25 protein-coding genes are annotated in these 26,326 nt (G+C 64.4%); 13 read left to right on the top strand and 12 right to left on the bottom strand.

Annotation, left to right across the window (positions count from 1 at the left end; genetic code table 11):
- The 4 genes from EN943_RS00130 to EN943_RS00115 all read right to left on the bottom strand — a co-directional run bounded on the left by EN943_RS00130 (position 1) and on the right by EN943_RS00115 (position 3,456).
- Positions 1–618: an ANTAR domain-containing protein gene (locus tag EN943_RS00130; protein WP_127411007.1), complete on the bottom strand. Its 618-nt coding sequence runs from the start codon at positions 616–618 to the stop codon at positions 1–3.
- Entirely contained in the window at positions 615–1,709 is a 1,095-nt protein-coding gene (locus tag EN943_RS00125) for a transporter substrate-binding protein (RefSeq protein ID WP_127411006.1), read from the bottom strand. Before EN943_RS00125 ends, EN943_RS00130 begins: the two co-directional genes overlap by 4 nt.
- Positions 1,710–1,885: 176 nt before the next feature.
- Positions 1,886–2,374 (bottom strand): hypothetical protein, encoded by a 489-nt coding sequence (locus tag EN943_RS00120; RefSeq protein WP_127411005.1) that lies wholly within the window; start codon positions 2,372–2,374, stop codon positions 1,886–1,888.
- 212 nt (positions 2,375–2,586) lie between these two features.
- Complete coding sequence (locus EN943_RS00115; RefSeq protein WP_127411004.1) at positions 2,587–3,456, bottom strand: helix-turn-helix domain-containing protein; 870 nt, start codon at positions 3,454–3,456, stop codon at positions 2,587–2,589.
- 92 nt (positions 3,457–3,548) lie between these two features.
- Between EN943_RS00115 and EN943_RS00110 the strand changes: the two genes are divergently transcribed.
- Both EN943_RS00110 and EN943_RS00105 read left to right on the top strand, forming a co-directional pair.
- The gene (locus tag EN943_RS00110) at positions 3,549–5,093 is read left to right on the top strand and encodes a 4-hydroxyphenylacetate 3-hydroxylase N-terminal domain-containing protein (RefSeq protein ID WP_127411003.1); all 1,545 of its coding nucleotides are present in this window, start codon (positions 3,549–3,551) and stop codon (positions 5,091–5,093) included.
- A gap of 6 nt (positions 5,094–5,099) precedes the next feature.
- Positions 5,100–5,609 carry a flavin reductase gene (locus tag EN943_RS00105; protein WP_127411002.1) on the top strand — a complete coding sequence of 170 codons (510 nt, stop codon included), beginning with the start codon at positions 5,100–5,102 and terminating at the stop codon, positions 5,607–5,609.
- A 291-nt stretch (positions 5,610–5,900) separates the two neighbouring features.
- Here the strand turns inward: EN943_RS00105 and hpaR are convergent, their stop codons facing one another.
- Entirely contained in the window at positions 5,901–6,296 is a 396-nt protein-coding gene (hpaR, locus tag EN943_RS00095; RefSeq protein ID WP_224620863.1) for a homoprotocatechuate degradation operon regulator HpaR, read from the bottom strand.
- A gap of 214 nt (positions 6,297–6,510) precedes the next feature.
- Between hpaR and EN943_RS00090 the strand changes: the two genes are divergently transcribed.
- From EN943_RS00090 to hpaH, 5 genes are all read left to right on the top strand, one after another.
- Entirely contained in the window at positions 6,511–6,897 is a 387-nt protein-coding gene (locus EN943_RS00090; RefSeq protein ID WP_127411000.1) for a 5-carboxymethyl-2-hydroxymuconate Delta-isomerase, read from the top strand.
- A gap of 11 nt (positions 6,898–6,908) precedes the next feature.
- On the top strand, positions 6,909–8,426 hold the full coding sequence (gene hpaE, locus EN943_RS00085; protein ID WP_127410999.1) for a 5-carboxymethyl-2-hydroxymuconate semialdehyde dehydrogenase: 1,518 nt from the start codon (positions 6,909–6,911) through the stop codon (positions 8,424–8,426).
- A 14-nt stretch (positions 8,427–8,440) separates the two neighbouring features.
- Positions 8,441–9,421 carry a 3,4-dihydroxyphenylacetate 2,3-dioxygenase gene (gene hpaD / locus EN943_RS00080; protein WP_127410998.1) on the top strand — a complete coding sequence of 327 codons (981 nt, stop codon included), beginning with the start codon at positions 8,441–8,443 and terminating at the stop codon, positions 9,419–9,421.
- A gap of 235 nt (positions 9,422–9,656) precedes the next feature.
- Complete coding sequence (locus EN943_RS00075; RefSeq protein ID WP_127410997.1) at positions 9,657–10,529, top strand: fumarylacetoacetate hydrolase family protein; 873 nt, start codon at positions 9,657–9,659, stop codon at positions 10,527–10,529.
- Positions 10,526–11,332, top strand: a complete 807-nt coding sequence (gene hpaH / locus EN943_RS00070; protein ID WP_127410996.1) for a 2-oxo-hept-4-ene-1,7-dioate hydratase — start codon at positions 10,526–10,528, stop codon at positions 11,330–11,332. Before EN943_RS00075 ends, hpaH begins: the two co-directional genes overlap by 4 nt.
- A 30-nt stretch (positions 11,333–11,362) precedes the next feature.
- On the opposite strand, the gene EN943_RS00065 is transcribed toward hpaH, so the two are convergent.
- From EN943_RS00065 to EN943_RS00040, 6 genes are read right to left on the bottom strand one after another with little or no spacing between them, the layout of a single operon-like run.
- Entirely contained in the window at positions 11,363–12,385 is a 1,023-nt protein-coding gene (locus tag EN943_RS00065; protein ID WP_127410995.1) for a phosphotransferase, read from the bottom strand.
- A complete protein-coding gene (locus EN943_RS00060; protein ID WP_127410994.1) occupies positions 12,382–13,674 on the bottom strand; it encodes an aminotransferase class III-fold pyridoxal phosphate-dependent enzyme in 1,293 nt (430 codons plus the stop codon). Before EN943_RS00060 ends, EN943_RS00065 begins: the two co-directional genes overlap by 4 nt.
- Positions 13,675–13,707: 33 nt before the next feature.
- Complete coding sequence (locus EN943_RS00055; RefSeq protein WP_127410993.1) at positions 13,708–15,057, bottom strand: aminotransferase class III-fold pyridoxal phosphate-dependent enzyme; 1,350 nt, start codon at positions 15,055–15,057, stop codon at positions 13,708–13,710.
- An 18-nt stretch (positions 15,058–15,075) separates the two neighbouring features.
- A complete protein-coding gene (locus EN943_RS00050; protein ID WP_127410992.1) occupies positions 15,076–15,744 on the bottom strand; it encodes an HAD-IA family hydrolase in 669 nt (222 codons plus the stop codon).
- Positions 15,741–17,021 carry a Tm-1-like ATP-binding domain-containing protein gene (locus EN943_RS00045; RefSeq protein WP_127410991.1) on the bottom strand — a complete coding sequence of 427 codons (1,281 nt, stop codon included), beginning with the start codon at positions 17,019–17,021 and terminating at the stop codon, positions 15,741–15,743. Before EN943_RS00045 ends, EN943_RS00050 begins: the two co-directional genes overlap by 4 nt.
- A complete protein-coding gene (locus tag EN943_RS00040) occupies positions 17,021–17,791 on the bottom strand; it encodes an IclR family transcriptional regulator (protein WP_127410990.1) in 771 nt (256 codons plus the stop codon). Before EN943_RS00040 ends, EN943_RS00045 begins: the two co-directional genes overlap by 1 nt.
- Positions 17,792–17,965: 174 nt before the next feature.
- On the opposite strand from EN943_RS00040, the gene EN943_RS00035 reads away from it, so the two are divergent.
- The 6 genes from EN943_RS00035 to EN943_RS00010 all read left to right on the top strand — a co-directional run bounded on the left by EN943_RS00035 (position 17,966) and on the right by EN943_RS00010 (position 25,068).
- Positions 17,966–19,414 (top strand): APC family permease, encoded by a 1,449-nt coding sequence (locus EN943_RS00035; RefSeq protein WP_127410989.1) that lies wholly within the window; start codon positions 17,966–17,968, stop codon positions 19,412–19,414.
- A gap of 56 nt (positions 19,415–19,470) precedes the next feature.
- Positions 19,471–20,664 (top strand): cytochrome P450, encoded by a 1,194-nt coding sequence (locus EN943_RS00030; RefSeq protein ID WP_127410988.1) that lies wholly within the window; start codon positions 19,471–19,473, stop codon positions 20,662–20,664.
- The gene (locus EN943_RS00025) at positions 20,661–22,148 is read left to right on the top strand and encodes an aldehyde dehydrogenase (protein ID WP_127410987.1); all 1,488 of its coding nucleotides are present in this window, start codon (positions 20,661–20,663) and stop codon (positions 22,146–22,148) included. Before EN943_RS00030 ends, EN943_RS00025 begins: the two co-directional genes overlap by 4 nt.
- A 239-nt stretch (positions 22,149–22,387) precedes the next feature.
- Positions 22,388–23,242 carry a MetQ/NlpA family lipoprotein gene (locus tag EN943_RS00020; protein WP_127410986.1) on the top strand — a complete coding sequence of 285 codons (855 nt, stop codon included), beginning with the start codon at positions 22,388–22,390 and terminating at the stop codon, positions 23,240–23,242.
- Between the two features lie 91 nt (positions 23,243–23,333).
- Positions 23,334–24,431 carry a methionine ABC transporter ATP-binding protein gene (locus EN943_RS00015; RefSeq protein ID WP_127410985.1) on the top strand — a complete coding sequence of 366 codons (1,098 nt, stop codon included), beginning with the start codon at positions 23,334–23,336 and terminating at the stop codon, positions 24,429–24,431.
- Positions 24,412–25,068 carry a methionine ABC transporter permease gene (locus tag EN943_RS00010; RefSeq protein WP_109667779.1) on the top strand — a complete coding sequence of 219 codons (657 nt, stop codon included), beginning with the start codon at positions 24,412–24,414 and terminating at the stop codon, positions 25,066–25,068. Before EN943_RS00015 ends, EN943_RS00010 begins: the two co-directional genes overlap by 20 nt.
- Positions 25,069–25,359: 291 nt before the next feature.
- Here the strand turns inward: EN943_RS00010 and EN943_RS00005 are convergent.
- Positions 25,360–26,326, bottom strand: a 967-nt coding sequence (locus tag EN943_RS00005; RefSeq protein WP_164778011.1) for an aminomethyltransferase family protein, incomplete at its 5' end; no start/stop codon positions are given.

Here is a 26,326-nt window from a genome sequence, read left to right as displayed (position 1 = left end):
TCAGGCGCGATGGGACTGGTCATCGCCGCCTTCTTCTTCCGTTGCTTGTTCACTTGTCATGGCCACGATCCGCCGCGCGGCATCCTCGACGCTGATCTGCCAGCTCATTGCCAGCGAGCGCAGCTGCGCATAGGCGCGGCCGTCGTCGGTGCCTTTCGCGAGTGCCGTCACCGCGCGCACGATGGTCTGGCGCTCGGCGACGCGCTGGCGAAGCGAGGCGATTTCGCTGGCCAGGTGCTTGCGCGCCTCGAAACTTTGCCTTGCGATCAGCAGTGCGCTGTAGACGCCGGCATTGCCGACCGGCTTCAGCAGCTGGGCGTCGGCCTTGTGCGACAGCGCCCATTCGATGCGGCCGGGCGCCTCGGAACCGATCAGCGCCACCAGCGGCATCGGCGCTTCGCCCGGCTTCCAGGGGAATTGCTCGTCAAAGCCGAGATCGGCGTCGAAGAAGACGAAATCGGCGGCCAGCGCCTCGGGCGGCAGTTCCGGCCAGCAATCCAGCGTGATCAGGCCGATGGCCGACAATTGCCTGGTGATCGCCTGCACCGTCGGATGCGGGCGATGCAGGATAAACGCCCTGGCGCCGCCGAGATTGGGGATGCGTGAGGCTCTCGTCACGACACCACCCTCAGGCGCGGGCGGCCGAATGTTTTTGCCGGGTCGTAGCGCGACAGATACGGATCCGGCGCAACTTCGTCTTCGCGGCTGACGACCTCGAAGAAGCCATCCGCGATGCGCCCGATGATCACCGGCAATGTCGCGTGCTGCGAGTGGGCGTCGATGGCGATCGGCCCGAGCCGGGTGGAGAAGCGCCGTTCGGCGAAGGCTTTGGAGAATTCCGCCGGACCGGCGTCGGCATCGCGTGAGAGCACGTCGGCCATCACCTGCACCGAGGCATAGGCGGAGGCCTCGAAGGACGAGGCGAAGGCGGCCGGGCGCGGCGCGAAATACGGCCCGACCGACAGATGTCCCTTGCCGGATTCACCAATCGCCGGCAGCTCACCTTCGGTGAGGTTGCAGGAGATGACGGGACAAGTCTCGGGACTGAAGGCGGCATCCTCGTGACCCAGGTCGCGGTAGGCCGCGAGGAAGGCGTAGGACGAGGTGCCGATCAAATTGTTGAGGATGAAGTTCGGCCGCGTGGCGCGGATCTCCGCAATCAGACGCGACACATCGGTCTCGCCGATGCGCAGGTAGCGTTCGCCCAGCACCTTGCCGCCCGCATCGGCGATCAGGTCGCGCGCGACGCGGTTCATCTCCCAGCCCCAGATGTAGTTCGAGCCGAGCAGGAAGCCGTTGGCGCCGAAACGCGGCACGACATGCGCCATCAACGGCACCAGATGCTGGTTGGGGCAGGCGTGCATGTAGACGACGTGCTCGTTGGCCTCGAAGCCCTCATAGGGGCAGGCGTACCAGAGCATGCCGCCCGCCTTCTCGAGCACCGGAATGGTTTCCTTGCGGCTCCACGAGGTGACGCAGCCGACGACATGGCGGGCGCTGCTGGTCTTGAAAATATCCTCGCACAGCGTCGCGTAGCGGTCCGCATTGCTTTGCGGATCGCGCTCGACCGGCACCAGTTCGATGCCTGAGCTGCGATCGGCGTTGATGTCGGCAATCGCACGCATGGCGCCGATCCGGCACGCATCGGAGACGAGCTGATAGCTCCCCGAGCGGGAATACAGGATGCCGATCTTGATGCGCCGTTTCAAACAGGACCCCAAAATGACAATGCCCCGCAGCCTGCGCCGGAGGGGCGAGGCATACGAGGCATTCTTGCCGCCCGGCGATCAGAGCCGGTATTTTGCACTAGCGTATTCTGTCCGGCGGGTCAGTCAAGCCCTCAACGATATTTGCGTGACCGTCATCGCCGTTTCGCTGCCGCCGGCTATCTGGCCGCCGGCCTCTGACCCGGTTGACGGGCATAGGTCACACAGGCGTCAACCGTGCTGACACAAAGCGCGTCGCGCCTGTTCGGCAGATTGTTGTCGCCGGCATAGGCAACTTCGGCGACGCGGCCGTCGACCATGCGGATTTGCGTGTCGCAATAGCCGCCGGGAGCGACATTGACGGAGCCGCCGACCGCCGGGATCGCGCCGACCGCCAAAGTCGGAACCACAATGCTGAGATTGCCGCGCTGGACGATGCGCTTGTAGGTCCAGATCTGGCCCGATCGGCCGGCGTCGGCGGTGGCGGTCGGAAACCCGGCGCACATTCGAACATCGGCTTCGCTGAGGCCGACCATCTCCTTGCGGGCAGCCGCCGCCGTCGGATCAACCTTGGCGATACGCGACGTATCGTCGGGAACGACGCAGGAAGCCTGGATGGCGACGAACAGGACTGGAAGGGCAAGCTTTCGAACACAGGAAAATATCATATCGATTGTAGATTTGCCCGATTGTCGGATTTGCGTGGCGCCCGCCGCCCCTTTCTACCTAGGCAAACAGGCGATCGGATCAACCCGTTCAGCTTCACGAAAAATTGGCAGTGGCTGCATCATGGCTGGCGATTGGGAAGCGGGCTCGCGCGCCGGGAGCGCTAGCCCGAAACTGGATGCGGGCCGCAAGGGCCGTATCCATCATGGCCAGATCAATGGCCCTGCAACTGTTTTCGCCGCCAGGCGGCGGGCGCTTCGCCGACCCGCGCGCGAAAGAACCGTGAAAAATACGCCGGGTCGTCAAAGCCGATTTCGTAGGCGATGTCCTCGACCGTGCGCACGGTGAACAGCAGCAGCCGCTTGGCCTCCAGCAGTCGCCTTTCGCTGACGACCCGCTTGACGCCGGCGCCCAGAACCGCATGGGCAGCCTTGTCGAGAAGATGCGGTGTCGTTGCCAGCGCCTCGACGTAGCGGTCGACAGGCCAGTTGTCGCGGAAATGTGCGTCGGCGAGCCGGCGCAGCCCTAGCGCCAGCGAAGCGTCGGAAGAGGTTGCGGCAGCGGTCACGCCGGGGCTGAGGCGCGCAATGTGGGAGAGCGCGACGGCGATCAGCGCCGGCAGTACCCTGTCATTGCCGGCCTGCGCCTCGGCGTATTCGGCGGCGATCATCTCCAGCACCGCCGCCAATCTCGCCCACGCTGCGTGCCGCGGCAGGCCGTCGGCAAAGACCGGCCGGTCCAGCGGCAGCAGGCTGTGAGCGGCGATTGCGGCGAGCGCGCCGTCGGCGACCGAGACGACGATGGCGTCGGTGCCGGGCCCGATCGAGAAGCCATGCACGATAGTGCTCGGCACGAAGCTGACGGCGGGCGCCGAAAAGTCCCAGGTCTGGTCTTCGATGCGATAGGCGCCGGAGCCGCTGGTCCAGTAGGTGATCTGGCCCATCTGCGGATGTTTGTGCGCTGCCACCTGACCAAGATGGATATTGCTGCGCGCAAGCACGGTCTCGACATGCAGGAAACCGACATCGAGCGGCCGCACCGGCTCGCCATAGACGAAGAAGTCGGGGATGGAATTCTGGCTCATGTCGCCGGAAAAAGTCCAATCGGTTTTGCCGTTCCGTCCATAACCGATCGATGCCCAGGGCGCTAGTGTTGCGGCTTAAGAGGAGGACCATCATGCGATCAGAAGACTTCCGCACTGATAAAACACGCCCGTTCACCGGCGCCGAATATCTGGAGAGCCTGCGCGACGGCCGCGAGGTCTATATCAACGGCGAACGCATTGCCGACGTCACCACGCACCCTTCGATGCGCAATTCGGCGCGGTCGCTGGCACGCCTCTACGACGCGCTGCATGAGGCCAAGCGACGGGACACGCTGACCTCGCCGACCGACACCGGCTCGGGCGGCTACACCCACAAGTATTTCCGCGTTGCCAAGTCTTCCGCCGAGCTTGTCGCCCAGCAGACGGCAATCGCCGAGTGGTCGCGCATGTCCTATGGCTGGATGGGCCGCACACCCGACTACAAGGCGGCGCTGATGAACACGCTCGGCGCCAATGCCGACTGGTACGGGCCGTTCAAGGACAATGCGCTGTCCTGGCACAGGCGTGCGCAGGAAGCCGCACTGTTCATGAACCACGCCATCGTCAACCCGCCGATCGACCGCCACAAGCCGGCCGAACAGGTAAAGGACGTCTTCGTCCACATCACCAGGGAGACGGATGCCGGCATCTATGTCTCCGGCGCCAAGGTGGTGGCGACGTCCTCGGCGCTGACCCATTACAATTTTCTGGCGCAGGGGTCGGCGACGATCACTGAGGATCCGTCGCTGTCGGTGATGTTCATCGTGCCGATGAATGCACCTGGGATAAAGATGTTCTGCCGCGTCTCCTACGAGCAGACGGCCAACACCGTGGCGGCACCCTTCGACTATCCGCTGTCGTCGCGCTTCGACGAGAACGACGCGATCCTGGTGCTCGACAATGTCTTCATCCCCTGGGAGGACGTTCTGGTGCTGCGCGACGCGCAGAAAATCCTGTCCTTCCATCCGGCCTCCGGCTTCATGCATGGCTACTGCTTCCAGGGCTGCACGCGTTTCGCCGTCAAGCTCGATTTCCTCGCCGGCCTGCTGGCCAAGGCGCTGCGCGCCACCGGCGGCGATGCCTTCCGCGGCAACCGGGCGGCACTTGGCGAGGTCATTGCGCTCAGGCACATGTTCTGGAGCTTTTCCAATGCCATGGCCTACAACCCGATCCCGTGGGCGAATGGCGCGGTGCTGCCCAATCTGGAAGCGGCACTCGCCTACCGAACTTTCATGTCGGAAGCCTATCCGCGCGTCATCGACACCGTGCGCCGGGTGATCGCCTCGGGGCTGATCTACCTGCCGTCATCGGTGCGCGACTTCAACAACCCCGAGATCGACAAATATCTGGCGCAATATGTGCGCGGCTCCAACGACATGGGCCACATCGAACGCATCAAGATCATGAAGCTGCTGTGGGACGCGACCGGCACCGAGTTCGGCGGTCGCCACGCGCTCTATGAGCTCAACTATGCCGGCGCGCCGGAAGAGGTGCGGCTGCAGGTGCTGAAGGGTGCTGAGCGCGGCGGGCGGCTGAAGGCGATGGAGGAACTGGTCGACACCTGCATGGCCGACTATGACGAGAATGGCTGGACCGGAGATACCTGGCTCAATCCGCTTGTTTCAACGGCTGAGTGAAATCAGATGGCCACGCAGATTTCGAAAACCGATTTCCGCGACGCCATGGCGAGGGTCTGCGCGCCGGTCAACATCGTCACCACCGATGGGCCGGCCGGGCGTGGCGGCTTCACCGCCACCGCCATGTGCAGCGTCTCCGACGAGCCGCCGACGCTGCTCGTGTGCATGAACGGGCGCTCGACGCAGGCCGCCATGTTCCTGTCCAACCGGCGCTTCTGCGTCAACGTGCTGACGCATGACCATATGCATCTGGCGGGAAAGTTCGCCGGCGCGACCAGGGATATGGAAGCCCGCTACTCCTCGGCGCGCTGGCAGACGCTGACCTCCGGTACACCGGCGCTGTCGGATGCGATCGTCAATTTCGATTGCGAGATCGAGGCTGTGCATGTCGTCGGCACGCACAATGTCATGATCGGCCGCGTCATCGATGTCCGACACGGTAGCGGCGGCTCGGCCCTGCTCTATGTCGACCGCAATTACACGCAGCCAACGCGGCTGGGCAGCTTTGGCGGGTGAAGCAATTGACGGCGTTGATAGGATTTTATGCGCGGAGGCGAAGCCTTCCCGACTTCGTCATCCACGGGAGAAGCAGGAGCGAAGCTCCGTCGCGGAGACCCGAGGATCCATGCCGCGACCTCAGTCGTAGGGCGCAGCGGAGCAGAATTCTGCACCGTGGCGACGCTCAGGAGTCCCGGCATGGATCCTATGGTCTGCGCCGCGTCGCTTCGCTCCTTGCTCCGCCATAGGATGACGAAGCGATGGGGTCTCGCCAATATCCAAGCCTATGTATCTGCCTGCCAAAAAGGCTCAACTCTCGCCGTCGATCAGGCTCTCCAGCAGATCAAGAAGCTGCTCAAGCTTCTCGTGGCCGAAGCGCTGTTCGATATCGTCATAAATGACACGACGCTCGGGCGACAGCGCGTCGATCAGGGCGGAACCGGCGGGTGCAATGGTCAGCACGACGCGGCGGCCGTCGCCTTCCGCCTTGTTGCGGGTGATGAATTTGCGTCCCTCGAGCGCCTTGATGATGCGTGTCAGGCTGGGCGGCAAAACCGAGGCGCGATCGGCAAGTTCCGTCGCCTCGACCGGGCCGGCTTCGCTCAGCACACGCAGCACGCGCCATTGCTGTTCGGTCACGTCATGCGCCGCAAGCATCGGCCGAAACCGCGCCATCACCGCTTCGCGGGCATGAAGCAGCGCCATCGGCAGGGAACGACGGGTATTTTCAGGCAGCAAAAAAGAGCCTCCCACGCTTGCGATCGAAACAGGCCTCCCCTCGGCCGAATCCGCCTGCCGGGGCCCATTCCTGCCATCCCGTATCGTTGCGCCAAGCCCGATGCAAGACTTGACTTCGCGCATGCTGCATGTAATTAACGCGTTAACTACAACAAGGCAATAACCCAGGGAACGAAGCGCCGTGCCTCACTTCTCCATCGAGTATTCGGCCAATCTCGATGCCAAGGTCGATATGGGCGAATTGTGCGCGCTGGTGTTGCGCACCGTGCTGGACACCGGGCTGTTCGAGACCGGCGCCGTGCGGGTGCGGGCCTTTCGCGCCGAGGCCTACGCGATGGCCGACAGCCTGCCGGAAAACGCCTTTCTCGACATGTCGTTTCGCATCGGCACCGGCCGCAGTCCTGACGAGAAGAAGCGGACCGGCGAGGCTGTCTTCGCGGCGGTGAGCGAATACCTTGCCACCCTGTTCGAGACGCCGCATTTCGCCCTGTCGCTCGAAATCCGGGAAATCGACCCGGTGTTGAGCTGGAAGAAAAACGCAATCCACCCGCGGCTGCGCGGCAAGTGACGGAACCCGACATGTCCGACCTGCAAGGCAATCTGAACAAGGCCGAGGCCTATCTGGCCCGCTTCAAGCGCGATGGCGTGTTGAACCAGATCGGCGGCGAGGCGGTGCCGGCGCTCGACGGCACGACGTTCGAAACGTTGTCGCCGGTGGACCTGAAGCCGCTGGCAAGCGTCGCGCGCGGCGGGGCTGCCGATATCGACCGCGCCGCCAAGGCGGCGAAGGCGGCGTTCCCGGCCTGGGCCGCCATGCCGGGCGAGGCACGCAAGAAGCTGCTGCACAAAATCGCCGACGCGATTGAAGCGCGCGCCGAAGAGATCGCCTTCGTCGAATGCATGGACACCGGCCAGGCGCTGAAGTTCATGGCCAAGGCGGCGCTGCGGGGTGCCGAGAATTTCCGCTTCTTCGCCGACCGTGCGCCCGAAGCCCGCGACGGCGAGACGCTGCGGACATCTGGCCAGGTCAACATCACAACCCGCGTTCCGATTGGCCCGGTCGGCATCATCACTCCATGGAACACGCCATTCATGCTGTCGACCTGGAAGATCGCACCGGCGCTGGCGGCCGGCTGCACCGTGGTTCATAAGCCGGCTGAATTCTCACCGCTGACAGCCCGCCTGCTGGTCGAGATCGCCGAGGCGGCCGGCCTGCCGAAAGGCGTCTGGAATCTGGTCAACGGTCTTGGTGAAGATGCCGGCAAGGCGCTGACCGAGCATCCCGACATCAAGGCGATCGGCTTTGTCGGCGAAAGCCGCACCGGTTCGATGATCATGAAACAAGGCGCCGACACGCTGAAGCGCGTGCATTTCGAGCTTGGCGGCAAGAACCCGGTGATCGTCTTTGCCGACGCCGATCTCGAGCGCGCCGCCGACGCCGCCGTATTCATGATCTATTCGCTGAATGGCGAACGCTGCACCTCGTCGTCGCGGCTACTGGTCGAAGCCTCGGTCTATGAGAGCTTCACCGCCAAAGTCGCGGAGAGGGCGAAGCGCATCGTCGTCGGCCACCCGCTCGATCCGAAAACGGTGGTCGGGCCGTTGATCCATCCGGTGCACGAAAAGAAGGTGCTGTCCTATATCGACATCGGCAGGTCGGAGGGAGCCACGCTCGCCGTCGGCGGCGGCAAGGTCGATGGGCCGGGCGGCGGCTGCTATGTCGGCCCGACCCTGTTCACCAACGTGACCAACGGCATGCGCATCGCGCAGGAGGAGATTTTCGGGCCGGTGCTGAGCGCCATTCCGTTCAAGGACGAGGCCGAAGCGCTGGCGCTGGCCAACGACACGCAATACGGCCTGACCGGTTATCTCTGGACCTCTGACGTCACCCGCGCTTTCCGCTTCACCGACGCGCTGGACGCCGGCATGATCTGGGTCAATTCGGAGAATGTGCGCCATTTGCCGACACCGTTCGGCGGTGTCAAGAATTCCGGCATCGGCCGCGACGGCGGCGACCATTCCTTCGATTTCTACATGGAGACGAAGAACGTAGCCTTCGCGACGACGGCGCACGCCATCCAGAAACTCGGCGGCTGACCGGAGGAAATCAGATGCCCTTGCCCAAGCCCAATCTCTACCCCGCCTTCAACATCGTGCGCCTCAGCCATGTCGAGCTGGCCGTCACCGACCTCGCCAAATCCCGCGCCTTCTATGTCGACACGCTCGGCCTGCAGGTCACCGACGAGACATCGGACACCATCTATCTCAGGGCGCTGGAGGAGCGCGGGCACCATTGCATCGTGCTGAAGAGGGGGGCCACGGCCGAAGCCCGCGACCTCGGCTTCAAGGTCTTCTCGGACGAGGATCTCGACAAAGCCGAGCACTTCTTCAGGGGCAAGGGCATGGCGGTGGAGTGGGTCGAGCGGCCCTACCAGTCGCGCACTTTTCGTACCCGCGATCCGCACGGCATTCCGCTTGAATTCTACGCTGAGATGGAAAGGTTGCCGCCGATCCACCAGAAATATGCGCTCTACAAGGGCGTCAAGCCGCTGCGCATCGACCACTTCAACTGCTTCTCGCCCAATGTCGACGAGTCCGTCGCCTTCTACAACGAGCTCGGCTTCCGCGTCACCGAATACACCGAGGATGCCAGCAGCGGAAGACTGTGGGCGGCGTGGACGCACCGCAAGGGCGGCGTGCACGACATCGCCTTCACCAACGGCGTCGGGCCGCGCCTGCATCATGTCGCCTTCTGGGTGCCGACGCCGCTCAACATCATCGACCTGCTCGACCTGATGGCAACGACGGGGTATCTGCCGAACATCGAACGCGGCCCCGGCCGGCACGGCATTTCCAATGCCTTCTTCCTCTATGTCCGTGATCCGGACAACCACCGCATCGAGATCTACTGTTCGGACTACCAGACGGTCGATCCGGACCTGGAACCGATCAAATGGGACCTCAAGGACCCGCAGCGCCAGACGCTGTGGGGCGCGCCGGCGCCGAAAAGCTGGTTCGAGGAAGGCAGTGCGTTTGCCGGGGCGGAGGCGCGCCAGCCGGATTTGGCGGCTTCGCCGATCATTGCGCCGTGAGTGGGATTTTGGAGATGTCAGCGTTCCGTGGCGCCCCCCTCTGTCCTGCCGGACATCTCCCCCTCAAGGGGGGAGATTGGCTAGGCCCATGGTCAGCGCCTCTCTTGCAGCGTTGGAAATTGGCGAAGGCAGAGATGACATCCGATCTCCCCCCAAGAGGGGGAGATGTCCGGCAGGACAGAGGGGGGCGCCGTGGAGCGCCATCCTCGCCCATCACCATCGCCGGAGCCGCCCCATGACCCCGCCCCGGCTCGTCACCTTCACCGCCGATGGCAAGGTGCGCTATGGCGCGATCACGAGCAAGGGCGTCGTCGACCTGTCGGCGCGCCACGGCCAATGGCCGACGCTGCGTGAAGTGATCGAGGCCGGCGCCTTGCGGCGGCTGGCGGAAGCGGCTGGGGCCTTCGCCGCAGATTTCCCGCTCGACGCCATCGCCTACGAGATTCCCATTCCGTCACCGGAAAAGATCATCTGCGTCGGCGTCAACTACCCGGACCGCAACGAGGAGTACAAGGACGGCCAGGCAGCCCCCTCCAATCCCTCGCTGTTCGTCCGCTTTCCCCGTTCGTTCGTCGGCCATGGCGCGCCGCTGGTGCGGCCACCGGAATCACCACAGCTCGACTATGAGGGCGAAATCGTCATCGTCATCGGCAAGGCGGGGCGACGTATCGCCGAGACCGATGCACTCGGCCATATCGCGGCACTGTCGCTGTGCAATGAAGGCACCATCCGCGACTGGGTGCGGCATGCCAAGTTCAACGTCACGCAAGGCAAGAATTTCGATCGCACCGGCTCGATCGGCCCTTGGCTGGTGCCGTTCACCGACGAGGCGCAGATCGCCGACATCGCGCTGACCACCCGCGTCAATGGCGAGCTGCGCCAGCAGGATCGTACCAGTCGGATGATTTTTTCCTTCCGCAAGATCATCAATTACATCTCGACCTTCACCACGCTGGTGCCGGGCGATATCATCGTCACCGGCACGCCAACCGGTGCCGGCGCCCGCTTCGAGCCGCCGATCTGGTTAAAGCCCGGCGACGTCATCGAGGTCGAGGCAGACGGCATCGGCGTGCTGGGCAACAGCGTCGTCGACGAGGAAGCAGCATGACCCCGGAGCAAGTGGAAGACGCCGCGGCACGGCTGTTCGAAGCGGAGCGGTCGCGCCGTCAGATCCGCCTGCTCAGCCTCGATTTTCCCGAGGCGACGATGGAGGATGCCTATCGCGTGCAGGCAGCGCTGGTGACGCGCAAGATCGATGCCGGGTTGAAACCGAAGGGGTGGAAGATCGGCCTGACCTCCAAGGCGATGCAATATGCGCTTGCCATCGACACGCCGGATTCGGGCGTGCTGTTCGACGACATGTTCTTCAATGACGGCGCGACGGTGCCGGCCGACCGCTTCATCCAGCCGCGCGTCGAGGCCGAGATCGCCTTCGTCATGAAGGCGCCGCTGAAAGGCCCCGGCGTGACCATCTCCGATGTGCTCAACGCCACCGACTACATCACCCCGTCGCTGGAAATCCTCGACACGCGCATCGAGCGCGTCAATGCGGAGACGAAGAAGGTGCGGACCTTCTTCGACACGATTTCCGACAACGCCGCCAATGCCGGCATCGTCATCGGCGGGCGCCCGCAACGACCTGATGAGGCCGACATGCGCTGGATCGGCGCCATCGTTTCGCGCAATGCCGAGGTCGAGGAAACCGGACTTGGCGCCGGCGTGCTCAACCATCCGGCGATGGGCATCGCCTGGCTGGCGGACAGGCTTGCCCACTACGGCATGTCGATTGCGGCCGGTGAAGTCGTTCTCTCGGGCTCGTTCGTGCGTCCGGTCGAGGCGCGGCCCGGTGACACCATCGTCGCCGATTTCGGCAGTTCGGGAACGGTCAGCATCCATTTCGCGAAGGGCTGACGGTTCCGTGGCCAGCCCGCACGGCAGTCCCTATTCGCCACGCAGATAGGCGATCACCACATCGGCGGCGATGGCCGACATGCGCATGCCGACATCCCTGGTGATGTCGCCTTCGACACGGCTCTGTACCCAGCCGAGGAAGGCGAAGGCCCGCAATGCCGAAAACAGCGGCAGCGCGGCGATGTCCTGCGCCGTCAGCGCCCGCTCCCGCCGATAGCCCTCGAGCAAAGCGGCCTCGATCAGCGGATAGATCGCCTCATCGCGGTTCTGGTAAAGCGCGACAGCAAGGTCGTACATGTGCCAGCCATGGCCGCAATCGTCGAAGTCGATGATGCGGACCGCGCCGTCATGGACGAGCACATTCTCGCGCACCAGGTCGGCGTGGATGATGCCGAAATTGCGGGCACTGCGTTCATATGTCGACAGCGCGCGCACGGCCTTTTCCCGCGCCTGGAAAACCAGCTCGCGGCGAGGACCGTCGAGGAAGGGCGAGGTCTCGAAACGGCCCCAGTTCGGGTTCGCGCCGAAGAAGCCGTCGAAATCCCAGGCATGGCGGGCAAAGCCGGCGGGCGGCGTCCAGGCTGCTGTGACATTGTGCATGTGGGCGATGGTACGCCCGATCTCGGTAAAGACCTGCCTTGCCTGCTCGGGCGTAAAATCCAGCGGTACGCCTCGTGCCCCGACGGCGCGGCCCTCCAGCCAGCTCAGGCAATCGACTTGCCGGGGTTGCATTGAGGCGTTCGCGCTGACAAGCACGAACAGATCGCCGACCGGCGTGGCGACCGCAGATGGCGTGGCGATGCCGGCCGATTGCAGAAAACCCATCCATTGCAGTTCCGAGCGCAGTGCTGCGTCCGTGTGATAGCCAAGCCGGTGAATGCGCATGGCGGCCGGCTGGCCATCGGGCAGACGGATGCGGAAGACCGCGTTCTCGCGGAATTTCAGCAGCTCCGGCTCACCCTCACGAATGCCCCAATGGGCGAGCGCAAGTCTGGCCAGCGCCGTGACATCGGCTGCCGTCTCGGACTCGGATTGCGCGGAAACTGCGCTCACGCCTTCACTCCGCCGACTTCGCCAAGCACCTCATCGAGGACGCCGATCAGGACGTCGGCATTGTCGCGGGAGAACGGCATTGGCGGGCGGATCTTCAACACATTGCCGTGGATGCCGGTCTTGCCCATCAGCACGCCGCGATGGCGCATCCGGTTGGCGACCTGCTCGGCAATGTCGGGCGCCGGTTCGCGGGTCTCGCGGTGATGAACCAGCTCGGCGCCGAAGAACAGGCCCGCGCCCCTGACCTCGCCGATGCATTCATGGCGCTCGGCCAGCGGGCGCAGCAGGTTGAGCGCATAGGCGCCGACGTCACGCGCGTTGGCGACGAGATTTTCCTGCTCGATGACGTCGAGAACGGCATTCGCCACCGCGCAGGAAACCGGATTGCCGCCGAAGGTGTTGAAGTAACGGAACGCGTTGCGAAAGGTCGCCAATGTGTCCCTTGATGTGACCACGGCGGCGACCGGATGGCCGTTGCCCATCGGCTTGCCCATGGTGACGATGTCGGGAACGAAGCCGGCGCGCTGATGACCCCAGAAATGGCTGCCGGTGCGGCCGAAGCCGGGCTGCACCTCATCGGCGATGACCAATCCTCCGGCGTCGCGCACCGCACGCACCGCATCATCGAAGAATCCGGACGGGAGCGTCGGAAATCCCTCGTTGGCCAGCAGCGGACAGAGGATGATGCCGGACAGGCCGATGCCGTCCTTTGCCAGCGAGGCGATGGCTTCGCGCACCGCATCGCCAAACGCCTTGCCATTGGCCATCGCCTCCGGATGGCGATAGCTGTCAGGCGCCGGCACCAGCCTGACATTGCGGGCGCGACCGCCGACCGGCGGCATGCGGGTGCTGAGCTGCGAAACCGCCGTGGTGTTGCCATGATAGGTGGCGTCGGTGGCGATGATGCCCATGCGGCCGGTGGCGGCCTGCGCCATGCGCAGCGCAATGTCGTTGGCCTCGCTGCCGGTGCAGGTCAGGATGGCGGTCGACAGGCTGGCGTCGAAAGTGGCGGTCAGCCGCTCGACATAGTCGAGGATGGCGGTGTGCAGATAGCGCGTGTGGGTGTTGAGCAGGCTGGCCTGCCGGCACAGGGCTTCGACCACATGCGGGTGGCAGTGACCGACATGGGCGACATTGTTGTAGGCATCGAGATATTTGCGACCGTCGGCATCATAGAGCCAGACACCTTCGCCGCGCACCAGGTGCACGGGTTCATCATAGAACAATTGCGATTTCGCACCGAGCAGGCGCGAGCGCCGGCTAACCAGCTCTTCTTGCGGTTGAGTCATTGCGTCTCGAAACTCCGTTCCATCCAATAGCCATCAGACTTTCGACAGGCCTGCATCCAATGCTTCGCCGATCTTCGCGACATCCGCGGCGCTGATGATGAGCGGCGGCGACAGGATGATGGCGTTGCCGGAGACACGCAGCATGACGCCGGCTTCGTAGGCCGCCTCCGAAACCACGGCCATGGTCTTCTTGTCGACAGGCTTCTTGGTGGCGCGGTCCGAGACCAGCTCCAGCGCCGCCATCAGGCCCTTGTACCTGACATCGCCGACGATCGCGTGCCTGGCCTTCAGCCCCTCCAGCACGGCCGCGAGTTCGATGCCACGCGCGGCCGCGTTCTCGTTCAGGCGAAGCCGCTTGGTTTCGGCAAGCGCCGCCAGCCCCGCCGCGCAGCCGACCGGATGGCCGGAATAGGTATAGCCATGGCCGATGGCGCCGAAGCTGGTTTTGTCCGCCTCGAAGACATCGGCTACCTTGCCGCCGATCAGCGTGGCGCCGAGTGGGAAATAGCCCGAGGTGATCGCCTTGGCGATGGTCATGAAATCCGGCTTCACACCCGACAGCCGCGAACCCGACCAGGCGCCGGTGCGGCCGAAGCCCGTCACCACCTCGTCGGCGATCAGCAGGATCTCGTGGCGGTCGCAGATCTCGCTCACCAGCGGCATGAAGCTCTCGTGCGGAACGATGACGCCGCCGGCGCCGAGAACCGGCTCCATGATGAACGCGGCGATGGTGTCGCCGCCCTGGAAGGCGATCTCGTCCTCCAGCGCCCTGGCGCAGAGTTTTGCCAGCCGCGCCGGGTCGGTCTCGTCGAACGGATTGCGGAAGGTCCAGGGCGCGGGAATGTGGAAGACGCCCGGCAGCAGCGGCTCGTAGTTGCGGCGGAAATTGGCGTTGCCGTTGACCGAGGCGCCGCCGAAATGCGTGCCGTGATAGCCTTTCTTCAAGGCGAGGAATTTTGTCCGATCGGCCTGGCCGCGGATCTTCCAGTATTGCCGGGCCAGCCGCAGCGCTGTTTCGACCGAGTCCGAACCGCCCGAGGTGAAGAAGGTCCGCACCATGCCTTCGGGCTCGAACCATTCGCAGAGTTCGTAGGCGAGCTCGATCGACGGGCCGGTCGAGGTGCCGCGAAAGCCGGAATAATAGGGCAGTGCGCCAAGCTGGTCGGCGATCGCTTTCTTGATCGGTTCGCAGCTGTAGCCGAGATTGACGTTCCACAGGCCGCCGACGGCATCGAGCACGGTGTTGCCGGCGATGTCGGTGACCATCACACCCTCGCCTTTCATGATCACTTTTGGCGGATTGGCCCGCATCTCGGCCGGATGCGCCATAGGGTGCCAGATCGGCTTGGCGTTGGTTTCGGTGAGAAAATTGATGTCGCGCATAAAGGGCTCCGCAAAATCTCAGGCAACTGGGACGAGGTCGAAATGGCCGAGGGCCTCGGCATAGGAATGAGCCGGGCGAGCGACGTCGAAATGGACCGTGCGCATGCCGGCAGCACAGCCGCCATCGACATTGCGCCGCTGGTCGTCGACGAAGACGCAAGCGCCGGCAGGCAGGCCGAGCGCCTCGGCGACGAAGGCATAGGCGCGCGGATCTGGCTTCAGGATGCCGGTGTAAGTGGCATCGATGATCACGTCGAAGAAGCCGAGCAACGGCAGCCGCTGGCGGAAGTCGGCGCCGTAGAACAGGTCGAGTTCATTGGACAGGATGGCCAGTCGAAAACCGGCCGCATGCACCGTGCGAATGGCGCTGTCAGCCTCCGGCCGCACCACCTTTTCCGGCTCTGCGCCACGCGCGCGCCGGACGAAGGTTTCCATCGCCTGCCAGTCCTCGCCGACGAGATGCCCGACCTCGCTTGTGCGGGTGCGCCAATAGTCGCGCTCGCTGATCTCGTCGGCTTGCATCGAGCGCCACAGCGGATCGAGGTCCGGATCGAACGGCCCGCGCCACTGCAGCGTTCCCGGCGCAAGGCCGAGCGCCTGTTCGGTCAAGGCATGGGTCTCGAACAGCGTGCGGGTGACGACGCCGCCGAAATCAAGGACAAGCGCCTGGGCGGGAACAGCACTCACGCCGCCACTCCCTCGGCCGGCTTGCCGCGCGGGACGATGCCTTCCTCGACCCAGCGGTCGAATATCTCGAGCGCCTTGCCGACGAAGTCGTCGCTGTTGATGTGAGCGTCGATCTCGTGGAACTCGACCCCGGCAGGAATGACCTTGCGCATTTCGTCAGTGAAGGCCGCGAGAGCCTCGGGTTCATAGAGCGGCTCGCCCTGCACGTCCCATTCCTGGATGCCTCCGGTTGGCAGTATGAAGGCGGAACGGCCTTTCGCGGCACCGAGCTTGGCGGCGATGGTCCTGGCGACTTGGCGGCGATCGTCGGCATCGACGGTGACCGAAGCGATCAGCCTGTTGTGGGCATGAAACGGCCGCGTCGAGAATTTGGCCGGCAAATCCTGCCAGGTCGGCAGATCGACCATGTCGACCGCGCCAGGTGCGGCGATCTGCGGAATGCCGCGAGCGCCGGCATTCTCCAGCCGGTCGGTGCCGGAACTGACGACTGAGCCCGCGAGATGATTGGTGATTTCCTGCAGGCTGAAGTCGAAGACTGCGCAGAAATGGTCCTGGCCGGCAATCGATTCGAAGGCGCGGCCGCCCATTCCGGTGGTGTGGAAGACGGCAACGTCATAGCCGCGCCGTTCCAGCGCCGGCTTCAGCGTCTTCATGTAGCGCAGGCAGCTGCTGCCGAGCGAGGTCATGCCGATGGTCGGGCCGATTGCCGGAGCCGACATGCGGGTCTCCAGCACGATCCTGGCCGCGCCGACGACCGCGCCGCAGGCCTGCGACAGGACCAGCCTGCAGATCGAGTTGAGGCCGTACAGCCCGCCCGCCCAGAGGATCATCATCAGGTCGGGCGCGACGCGCTCGGGCGGGATGAGATGCGAATAGGCGATGGTCGAGACGACGAATTTCGGCACGCCGAGCGGCAGGCAAAGCGCCACGTCGAGCGCCAGATCGGTCCCCATCGAACCGCCGATGGCGATGAAGGCGTCGATCTCGCCGTTTTGATGGAGCTTGCGCACCAGCTGCACGGCGCCGCCGGCCATCAGCGTCATGGCGGTGTTCTCGTCACCGCTCGAAACGATCTCGGCGATTGTCACATCCACCGCCCGCGCCACGGCGTGCTTGTCGTGATCCGGGCTGTAGGGCGGGTCGCCCAGAACGCTGACATCCATCATCACGGCGCTGCCGCCTGACTGCTCGATGCACTGTTTCATGAACAGCAGTTCTTCGGCCTTTGTGTCGCCCGTGCCGATGACCAGGATGCGGGGCGCAGTCTCCGAGGGCATCAGGCCTGCCTCCTCAGGGTTTGCAGGTTTTCGCCGTTGAGGCGCATGGAAATCTCCCGTGCCGCCTCCCACACGGCAAGTCCCCGCTCCGTGATCGCGGCTGCCGTCGTTCTGGCCTTTGGCGCCGCCACCGCGATGGTGCCCAGTGCAAAGCCATCCGCCCCGCGGATTGCCGCCGCGACGCTGATCACACCTTCCTCATAGCCCTGGTCGCAGATCGAATAGCCGCGCTCGCGCGCCTCACCCATGGATCTCGAGATGGCGGCTGCCTCGATCAGCGTATGGGCCGTGAAGGCGTCGAGCGAACCCGTCAGGCACGCCTTGACAGTCTCGTCGCGGGCGAAGGCCAGATAGGCGATGCCCGACGCGGTCGAATGCAGGGGCAGCAACTGACCGATGTCGATGTTGACCCGGTTCGCCCATGCCGGATGCTCGACATGGACGGTGACCAGCCTGTCGACGCCGAATTCCGACAAATGCACGGTCTCGACCGTCGATGCCGCGAGCTCCCGCACCAGCGGAACAGCCGTCTGCAGGAAGGGAAAGCGCGCCTCGCGGATGCGCGCCAGCCGCGACAGGCCGGCGCCGAGGCGATAGTGCCGCGTACCCGCATCCTGCTCGACGAAACCACGGCCGGCCAGCGCAATCAGCAGCCGCCTTGTCGTCGCCTTGTCGAAGCCCGAGCGGCGTGCCAGATCGGACAGGCCGAGTTCGGGCTCGTCGACGCTGAACAGCTCCAGAAGCGAGATCGCTTTTCCGACCGTACTCAAATTTTGCCTCCCGGTTCGGGACAATCATTTAACATGTGAATTAACTTGACAGGCATCGGTATTGTTTGCAAGTCTATATTCAAAATAACGGTTCAAATAATGAACCAACCACCAGAGTGCATGGGACAGGCCATTCGGCCGGCGAGCTCAAGGGTTCGCAAACAGGAGGGATCAATGACAGCAGTTGCAGAACAGGCGCCGGCCAACAGGCTGCGCAAGAACAGTCTTGGCGTCGGCGCCATCACCTTCATGGTGATCTCTGCGGCCGCCCCACTGACGGCAGTCGCAGGCGGCACGCCGCTCGGCATGCTGATGGGCAATGGCGCCGGCTTTGCCGGCACTTATCTGATCGTGACGGTGTTGCTGCTTTTGTTCGCGGTCGGCTATGTCGCCATGTCACGCCATGTCGGCAATGCCGGCGCCTTCTATGCCTATGCGGCGCGCGGCCTCGGCAGCATGGCCGGCGGCGCCACGGCGCTGATCGCCATCCTGTCCTACAATGCCATGCAGATCGGGGTCATGGGCTTGCTCGGTGCCGCGACATCAGGCCTGTTCGCCGGCTGGGGCATCAACCTGCCCTGGTGGGTGTGGAGTTTTATCGCCATCGCGCTGGTCGCCGTGCTCGGCTACCGACAGGTCGATCTGTCGGCCAAGATCCTGACGGTGCTGGTGCTGTGCGAATATCTTGTAGTGCTGGTCCTCGACATCGCCATCCTCAAGACCGGCGGCGATAGCGGCCTGTCGGCGGCGCCGTTCAGCTGGAGCCAGATCGTCAGCGGCTCGCCGGCCATCGCCATCCTGTTCTGCTTCGCCGCTTTCATCGGTTTCGAGGCGACGACGATCTATGCCGAGGAAGCCCGCGATCCAAAGGTCACCATTCCGCGCGCCACCTATTTCTCGGTCGTACTGATCGGCGTCTTCTACATGCTCACGGCATGGCTGATGGCGGTCGGCGCCGGTGTCGATAAGCTGCTGCCGACACTGCAGGGGCTGCAGGATCCGACGAACTTCCTGTTCGGCCTGTCCGACCGCTACGCCGGCACGATGCTGTCGCAGGCGATGAGCATCCTGTTCGTGTCGAGCCTGTTTGCCGGCGTGCTGGCGTTCCACAACGCGGTTGCCCGCTACATCTATGTCTCGGGCCGCGAGAAGCTGTTGCCGCAGACGATCGGCGTGACGCATTCGGTGCATCAGAGCCCGCATGTCGCTTCCGTCATCCAGAGCGTGCTCGCCGCGGTCGTCGTCGGGCTGTTCGCCGTGCTCGGCCTCGATCCGGTGCTGGCGCTGTTTTCGTGGCTGACCAATGTCGCGACGCTCGGCGTCATCGTCATGATGGCGGTGGCCTCGCTCGCCGTGGTGATGTTCTTCCGAGCCAACCCGGCGGCCCACGAGAATGCGCTGAAGACCACCATCCTGCCAGGGCTGACCTTCATCGCCTTCGTCATCATCATCTATTTGATCGTCATCAATTTCGGCAGCCTGTCGGGAGCCGGCGGTTTCCTTGGCGTGCTCCTGCCGGGGCTGGTGCTGATCGCCGCGATCGTCGGACTGCTGCTGGCCAGCGCGCTGAAGAGCCGTGATCCCATAGCCTTCAAAAACCTCGGCCAGCCGCTGAAAGATTGAAAAGAGCAAAGGGGCGGCGTGCCACGCCGCCCCTTACTACAAAGGGAGTGGCGGGTTTGAGCTTTGCCGAAAATATCACCGTCGAGGCATTGGAAGCCGATCCCTACCCGATCTACGCAGAGCTCAGGCGCAGTGCGCCGGTTGTCTTCGTGCCGGCGGTCAATCTGTGGTTCGTCACCCGCTGGAAAGATGTCGAGAGCGTCGCCAAGTCGCCCGACATCTTCTCCGCCGTCGTCGGCTCGTCGCCGGTCGAGCGGTCCTTCGGCAAGCCCACCATCCTGACCACCGATGGCGAGACGCACAAGCAACTGCGCCAAGGCGTCGACCCGAAATACCGGCCGCGCACCGTCGCCGCCTATGCCGGCGACCTCGTGCGGTCGATTGCCGAACCTTTTCTCGACCGGATCGCCAACCAGGGCTCCGCCGAGCTGATGGCCGATTATTTCGAGCCGGTGTCGACGCTCAGCCTGGCGCGCTCGCTCGGTCTTGCCGACATCGAGATGCCGACGCTGCGCCGCTGGTTCTACGGCCTTGCCCAGGGCGCCATCAATTTCGAGAACGACCCGAAGCGGCAGGAGATCGCCGACGCAATCAGTGCCGAGGTTGGCGACGCCATCCTGCCGACGCTGGAAAGGCTTGCGCGCCAGCCAGATGACTCGGCGCTGTCGCATATGCTGCATGACGGCATGCCGGAGGGCACGACGCGGCCAATCGATTTTTTGATGCCGAGCATCAAGGTCATCCTGCTCGGCGGCATGCAGGAGCCCGGACATGGCGCCGGCTCGATCCTCGCCGGCCTGCTGGCCCACCCCGAGCAACTGCGGCAGGTGCTCGCCGATCCCGAGACCTTCGTGCCCAAAGCGGTCGACGAGGGCCTGCGCTGGGTGGCGCCGATCGGCACGCAGACGCGGCAGACGACACGGGCGGTCGAGCTTGGCGGCGTGACGATTCCAGCCGGTGCCGCCGTCGCCGCACTCGTCTCCTCGGCAAGCCGCGACGAGAGCCGCTTTGCCGATCCCGACCGCTTCGACATCAACCGCGACGAAGGCAATCATGCCGCCTTCGGCTTCGGCCATCATTTCTGCTCGGGCCGGTTCTTCGCGCGTGAGCAGATGTGCCTTGCGGTAAAACTGCTGCTCCAGCGGTTCCCCGATCTCAGCCTTGTGCACGGCAAGGAATCGGTGTTTCGCGGCTGGGAATTCCGCGCGCCAACCACATTGCATGTTTCCCTTGGAGTCCGTCACCCATGATCAGTCAGAATGCCATCGACACGCTGCGCAAGACGGAGATCGGCGCACGGGGCCTGTTCATCGATGGCGTGCAGGTCGAGGCAACAAGCGGCGCGAGCCTGCCGGTGACGTCGCCGATCGATGGCCGGCCTTTCGCCAGCATCGCCGACGGCAACGCCGCCGATATCGACCGCGCCGTCAAGTCGGCGCGCAAGGCGTTCGAGAAGGGCTCATGGTCGCGATCAGCGCCGGCCTTTCGCAAGAAGGTGCTGACGAAATTCGCCGAGCTGGTCGAAAAGCATGCCGACGAGCTCGCCGTGCTCGGCGTGCGCGACAATGGCACCGAGATCGGCATGGCCTACAAGGCCGAACCGCTCTCGGCGGCAGGCACCATCCGCTACTACGCCGAGGCCATTGACAAGGTCTATGGCGAGATCGCGCCGACGGCCGACAATGTGCTCGGGCTGATCCACAAGGAGCCGCTCGGCGTCGTCGGCGTCATCGTGCCGTGGAATTTCCCGCTGATGATCGGCGCCTGGAAGATCGCGCCAGCACTGGCCGCCGGCAATTGCGTGGTGGTCAAGCCGCCGGAAATCGCTTCGCTGACGCTGCTGCGGCTGGCCGAACTGGCAAGCGAGGCCGGACTTCCCGCCGGTGTGCTCAATGTCGTCACCGGCCGTGGTTCGGTTACCGGCGAGGCGCTCGGCCTGCATATGGATGTCGATGCCATCGCCTTCACCGGTTCCGGCCCGGTCGGCAGGCGGCTGCTCGAATATTCCGCTCGCTCCAATCTGAAGCGCGTCTTCCTCGAACTCGGCGGCAAGTCGCCGAACATCGTCTTTGCCGATGCCCCCGACCTGAAACGGGCGGCGGTCGTCTCGGCCAATGGCATCTTTCGCAATTCCGGCCAGGTGTGCGTCGCCGGCTCGCGCCTTCTCGTCCAGTCGTCGGTCTATGACCGCTTCATGGACGCGCTTCTCGCTGCTACCACACGGCTCAAGGTCGGCGATCCGCTCGATCTGACCAGTGATGTCGGCGCGGTGTCGAGTGCCGAACAGCTCGACAAGAATCTCGGTTTCGTCGCCAGGGCCACCGAAGAAGGCGCCCGGCTGGTCACCGGCGGCGAACAGATTCTGACCGAGACCGGCGGCAGCTACATGGCGCCGACGATCTTCGAGAACGTGACGCAGGAGATGCAGCTGGCCCGCGAAGAAGTGTTCGGGCCGGTGCTCAGCGTCATGCGCTTCGACACTGAGGAAGAAGCGGTGCGGCTTGCCAATTCGACCGTCTACGGCCTTGCCTCGGCGGTGTGGACCGCCAACATTTCCACCGCGCATCGCATGGTGCGTGCCATCAATGCCGGGGTCGTCCATGTCAACACCTATGGTGGCGCCGATATCACCGTGCCGCTCGGCGGCGTCAAGCAGTCCGGCTTTGGCCGCGACAAGTCGCTTCACGCGCTGGAAAAGTATGTTGACCTGAAGACCGCCTGGATCGCGCTTTGAGACCGGCGGCCCTGAGAATCTGACGACCTCCCGAGGCGCGCGAGATCGCACCGCGACCAGCTGTGGCCGGCCAGGTGGCGTCTTTTGCTCACGTTCTTGAGATTTTTGAGAGAATATTCCCGGCTTTGATGAGAACTGCGAAACGCGTTCTTTGATATGACAGATAGAATTTCTGAGGATGTGACCAGGGCTAGGCAATCCGCCTGGCTGCCATGACTTCACAACCGCAGAGATCAATCATGTCCGACTTCAAGAACACTTTGCCATCTTCCCCGGGGTCAACCGTCAACCGGCGCAGCGGCTTGGCTCTGCTGTTCGCCTCAGCCGTCGCGATCGGCAGCCTGATGGCGCCTCATGCGTCGTTCGCTGAAGACAAGAAGGCGATCAAGGTAGGCATCATCAGCGGCGAGGACGAGGATGTCTGGCGCGTCGTGGTCGCGCAAGCCGCCGAAAAGGGCCTCGCCATCGAGACCATCGTGTTCAACGACTACACCCAGCCCAACGAGGCGCTGGAGCGTGGCGAAATCGACGCCAACGCCTTCCAGCACCAGCCCTATCTCGACAACCAGATCAAGACTCAAGGCTATCACATCGTGCGCGTCGGCTATACCGGCGTCTGGCCGATCGGCCTCTACTCGAAGAAGTATACGAAGGTCGCCGACCTGCCTGAGGGCGCGGTCGTCGGTGTGCCCAACGACCCATCCAACGAGGGCCGGGCGCTGCGCGTGCTGCAGAACGAGGGCGTGATCAAGCTCAGGGATGGCACCGGCATTCTCGCCACCACCGCCGACATCGCCGAGAATGCGAAGAAGGTGGTGATCAAGGAACTCGACGCCGGTATCGTCGGCCGCTCGGTCGAGGATCTCGACGCGGCCGTGGTCAACACCGACTGGGCGCTGAAAAGCGGCCTGTCTCCGGAAAACCGCATCGCGCAGGAGCCCATCGCCGACAATCCGTATCGCAACTTCATCGCGGTGAAGACCGGCAACGAGAACGAGGCCTGGGTGAAGACGCTGGTCGCCTCCTATCAGAACGAGGCGGTGAAGGCCGAGTTCGACAAGGTCTACAAGGGCACCGGCCTCAGCGCCTATTGATCCGATCGTCGACCGGAAGCCCGGTTCGAGAGCAACAGCGGTCCGCGCTCAGGCGCGGGCCGCGATTGCGTTTTCGGGAACAGGAACATTCATGAACCAGCATATCACGGCATCCGGGGACACCGCCGATCCGACCCAGGCCCGGCCCGACACATGCCAGGACGTCGTGCGCCTCGTCGACCTGAAGCGCCGCTTCGGTGTGACGGCGGCGCTCGACGGCGTGTCGCTGATGGTGCGCAAGGGCGAGATCCTCGGCATCATCGGCCGCAGCGGCGCCGGCAAATCAACGCTGATCCGCTGCCTGAACGGGCTGGAACGGCCTGACTCCGGCGAGGTGTTCATCGAGGGCCGCGAGATCAGCCGGCTCGGCGAGCGCGAGCTGCAGCCGCTGCGGCGGCGCATCGGCATGATCTTCCAGCATTTCAACCTGCTGTCGGCCAAGACCGTCGAAGACAATGTGGCGCTGCCGCTCAAGATCGAAGGCCGCCCGAAGGCCGAGCGACTGAAGCGCGCCGCCGAACTGCTCGACCTCGTCGGCCTGTCGGAGAAGGCAAAAGCCTATCCGGCGTCGCTGTCGGGCGGCCAGAAGCAGCGTGTCGGCATCGCCCGGGCGCTGGCAGCACGCCCGGCGCTGCTCTTGTCGGACGAAGCCACCTCGGCGCTCGATCCGGAAACAACGCGCTCCATCCTCGCCCTTCTCAAGGACATCAACCGGCAGTTTGGCCTGACCATCCTTTTGATCACCCATGAGATGGAGGTGATCCGTTCGATCGCCGACCGGGTTGCGGTGATCGACGCCGGACGCATCGTCGAGCAAGGGCCGGTCTGGTCGGTGTTTGCCGACCCGCGCTCGGACATCACCAAAAGCCTGCTCGGCGCCATCCGGCCGCAACTGCCGGCCGAGTTGGCGGCCCGGCTGCTGCCGGCGGCCGGCGCGGAGACGATCCTGCGCGTGGATGTGGCCGGCGAAGCGGCAAGCGGGCCATTGCTGTCCGACCTTGCCACGGCTGTTCCAGGCGCCTTCCGCCTCGTCCATGGCGGCATCGACCATATCCAGCAGCAGCCGGTCGGCACGCTGTTCCTTTCGGTTCCCGGCAGCGATGCAAATCATCTCGCTGACATCATCACATTCCTGAAGGCCCGCCAGGCGCGGGTGGAGGTGCTTGGCCATGTCGCCAATCCTGTTTGAACTTCTGCTGCGTTCGATCTGGGAGACGGTGCTGATGACGGCCGCCTCCGGCCTCATCTCGCTGGTTTTCGGCCTGCCGCTCGGCCTGGCCCTGATTGCTACCGAACGCGGCGGCATTGCCGAAAGCCTGTGGGTGAACCGGGCGCTCGGCGCCGTCATCAACGGTTTCCGCTCGGTGCCCTTCATCATCCTTCTGGTGGCACTGATCCCGGTGACGCGGCTGATCGTCGGCACCTCGATCGGCACATGGGCAGCCATCGTGCCGCTGTCGATCGCCGCCACGCCCTATTACGCGCGCATCGCCGAAGTGTCGCTGCGCGAAGTCGACCGCGGGTTGATCGAGGCGGCGCGCGCCATGGGCGGCAACCGCTGGACGATCATCCGCGAGGTGCTGGTGCCTGAAGCCCTGCCCGGCATCGTCGCCGGCTTCACGGTGACGCTGGTGACGCTGATCGGTGCGTCAGCCATGGCCGGCGCCATCGGTGCCGGCGGCCTCGGCGACCTCGCCATCCGCTATGGTTATCAGCGCTTCGAGACGTCGGTGATGATCGCCGTGGTCATCGTGCTGATCATCCTGGTCTGCGGCATCCAGTGGGTGGGGGACAGGCTGGTGGCGAGGCTGGATAGACGGGGGTGAAAGACTGGTTGATGGCACCGCCGCGTGCGGGATAGGCGGAGGCCTCCCCGCCTTCGTCATTCACGGGCGAAGGAGGAGCGAAGCTCCGTCGCGGAGACCCGAGGATCCATTCCGTGACCTTAGCCGTGGAACGCAGCGGAGCAGAATTCTGCACAGTGGTGACGCGTTGGAGTCCCGGCATGGATCCTCGGGTCTGCGCTGCGTCGCTTCGCTCCTTGCTCCGCCCGTGGAGACGAAGCGGTGGACGTTTCCGCCAATCGCCAACGCACGCAGTTGTTGACGCAAGCCGAGTTAGCCGCGCAACCTCATCCCCTCGGGGTCGAAGAACGGTATCGGCGCCACGACCGCGCGGGTCGGCTTGCCGTCGATGTCGATGCTGAGTTCGGTGCCGATGGCGGTGAAGGGCAGCTGCAGGTGCGCGGTGGCCAGCACCTTGCCGAGGGAATAGCCGTGGTCGCTGTAGGTGACCACCCCGGCGTCCTCGCCATCGGCCAGGACCCTGGCATCGGTCGCGGCTGGTTTGTCGCCGTCGAGGATCAGCCCGACCCATTGCTCGTCGAGGCCCTGGTCGCGGACCTTGAGCAGCGCTTCGCGGCCGACGAAATCGCCCTTGTCGAACTTGATCCAGCGGTCGAGGCCGACATGGAACGGCGTGCGGCTCTCGTCCATGTCGATGCCATGCGCCGGATAGGCCTTTTCCAGCCCGAGCGTGAACATCGCCAGCACGCCATAGGGTTTCAGGCCGAAGTCACGGCCGGTCCGCATCAGCGCCTCCCAGACCGAAGCCGCCTGGTCGGCCGGCACGAACAGCTCGAAGCCGAGTTCGCCGGTGACGCCGGTGCGCGAGATCAGCACCCGCGTGCCGTTGATATGGCCCGACGTGAACGACCAGCGCTTCAGTCCATCCAGATCGGCATCCGCGATCAACGCTTTCAGCAGTTCGCGCGAGCGCGGACCCTGGATGGTCGGGAAGGCGATGGCCGCCGTGATGTCGGTGACATAGGCCTTGCGACCCTGCGCGTGATGCTGCAGCCAGGGCAGCATCTTCAGGCGGTTGACCGAGCCGGTCACCAGCATGAAGTGCTCGGCCGCCAACCGGAACACGGTGAGGTCGTCCATGATGCCGCCATCCTCGCGGCAGACGGTGGAATAGCGGACCTGGCCCGGTTTCATGGCAGCGGCATCATTGACGATGACATGGTTGACCAGCGCCTCGGCGTCCGGCCCCTTGATGTCCATCTTGCCCATGGTGCTGAGA

Origin of the sequence: Mesorhizobium sp. M7A.F.Ca.US.006.01.1.1, from assembly GCF_003997935.1 — a bacterium.
In the GTDB taxonomy this organism is placed as follows: Bacteria; Pseudomonadota; Alphaproteobacteria; order Rhizobiales; family Rhizobiaceae; genus Mesorhizobium.
This window is presented reverse-complemented; position numbering and strand designations above follow the sequence as displayed.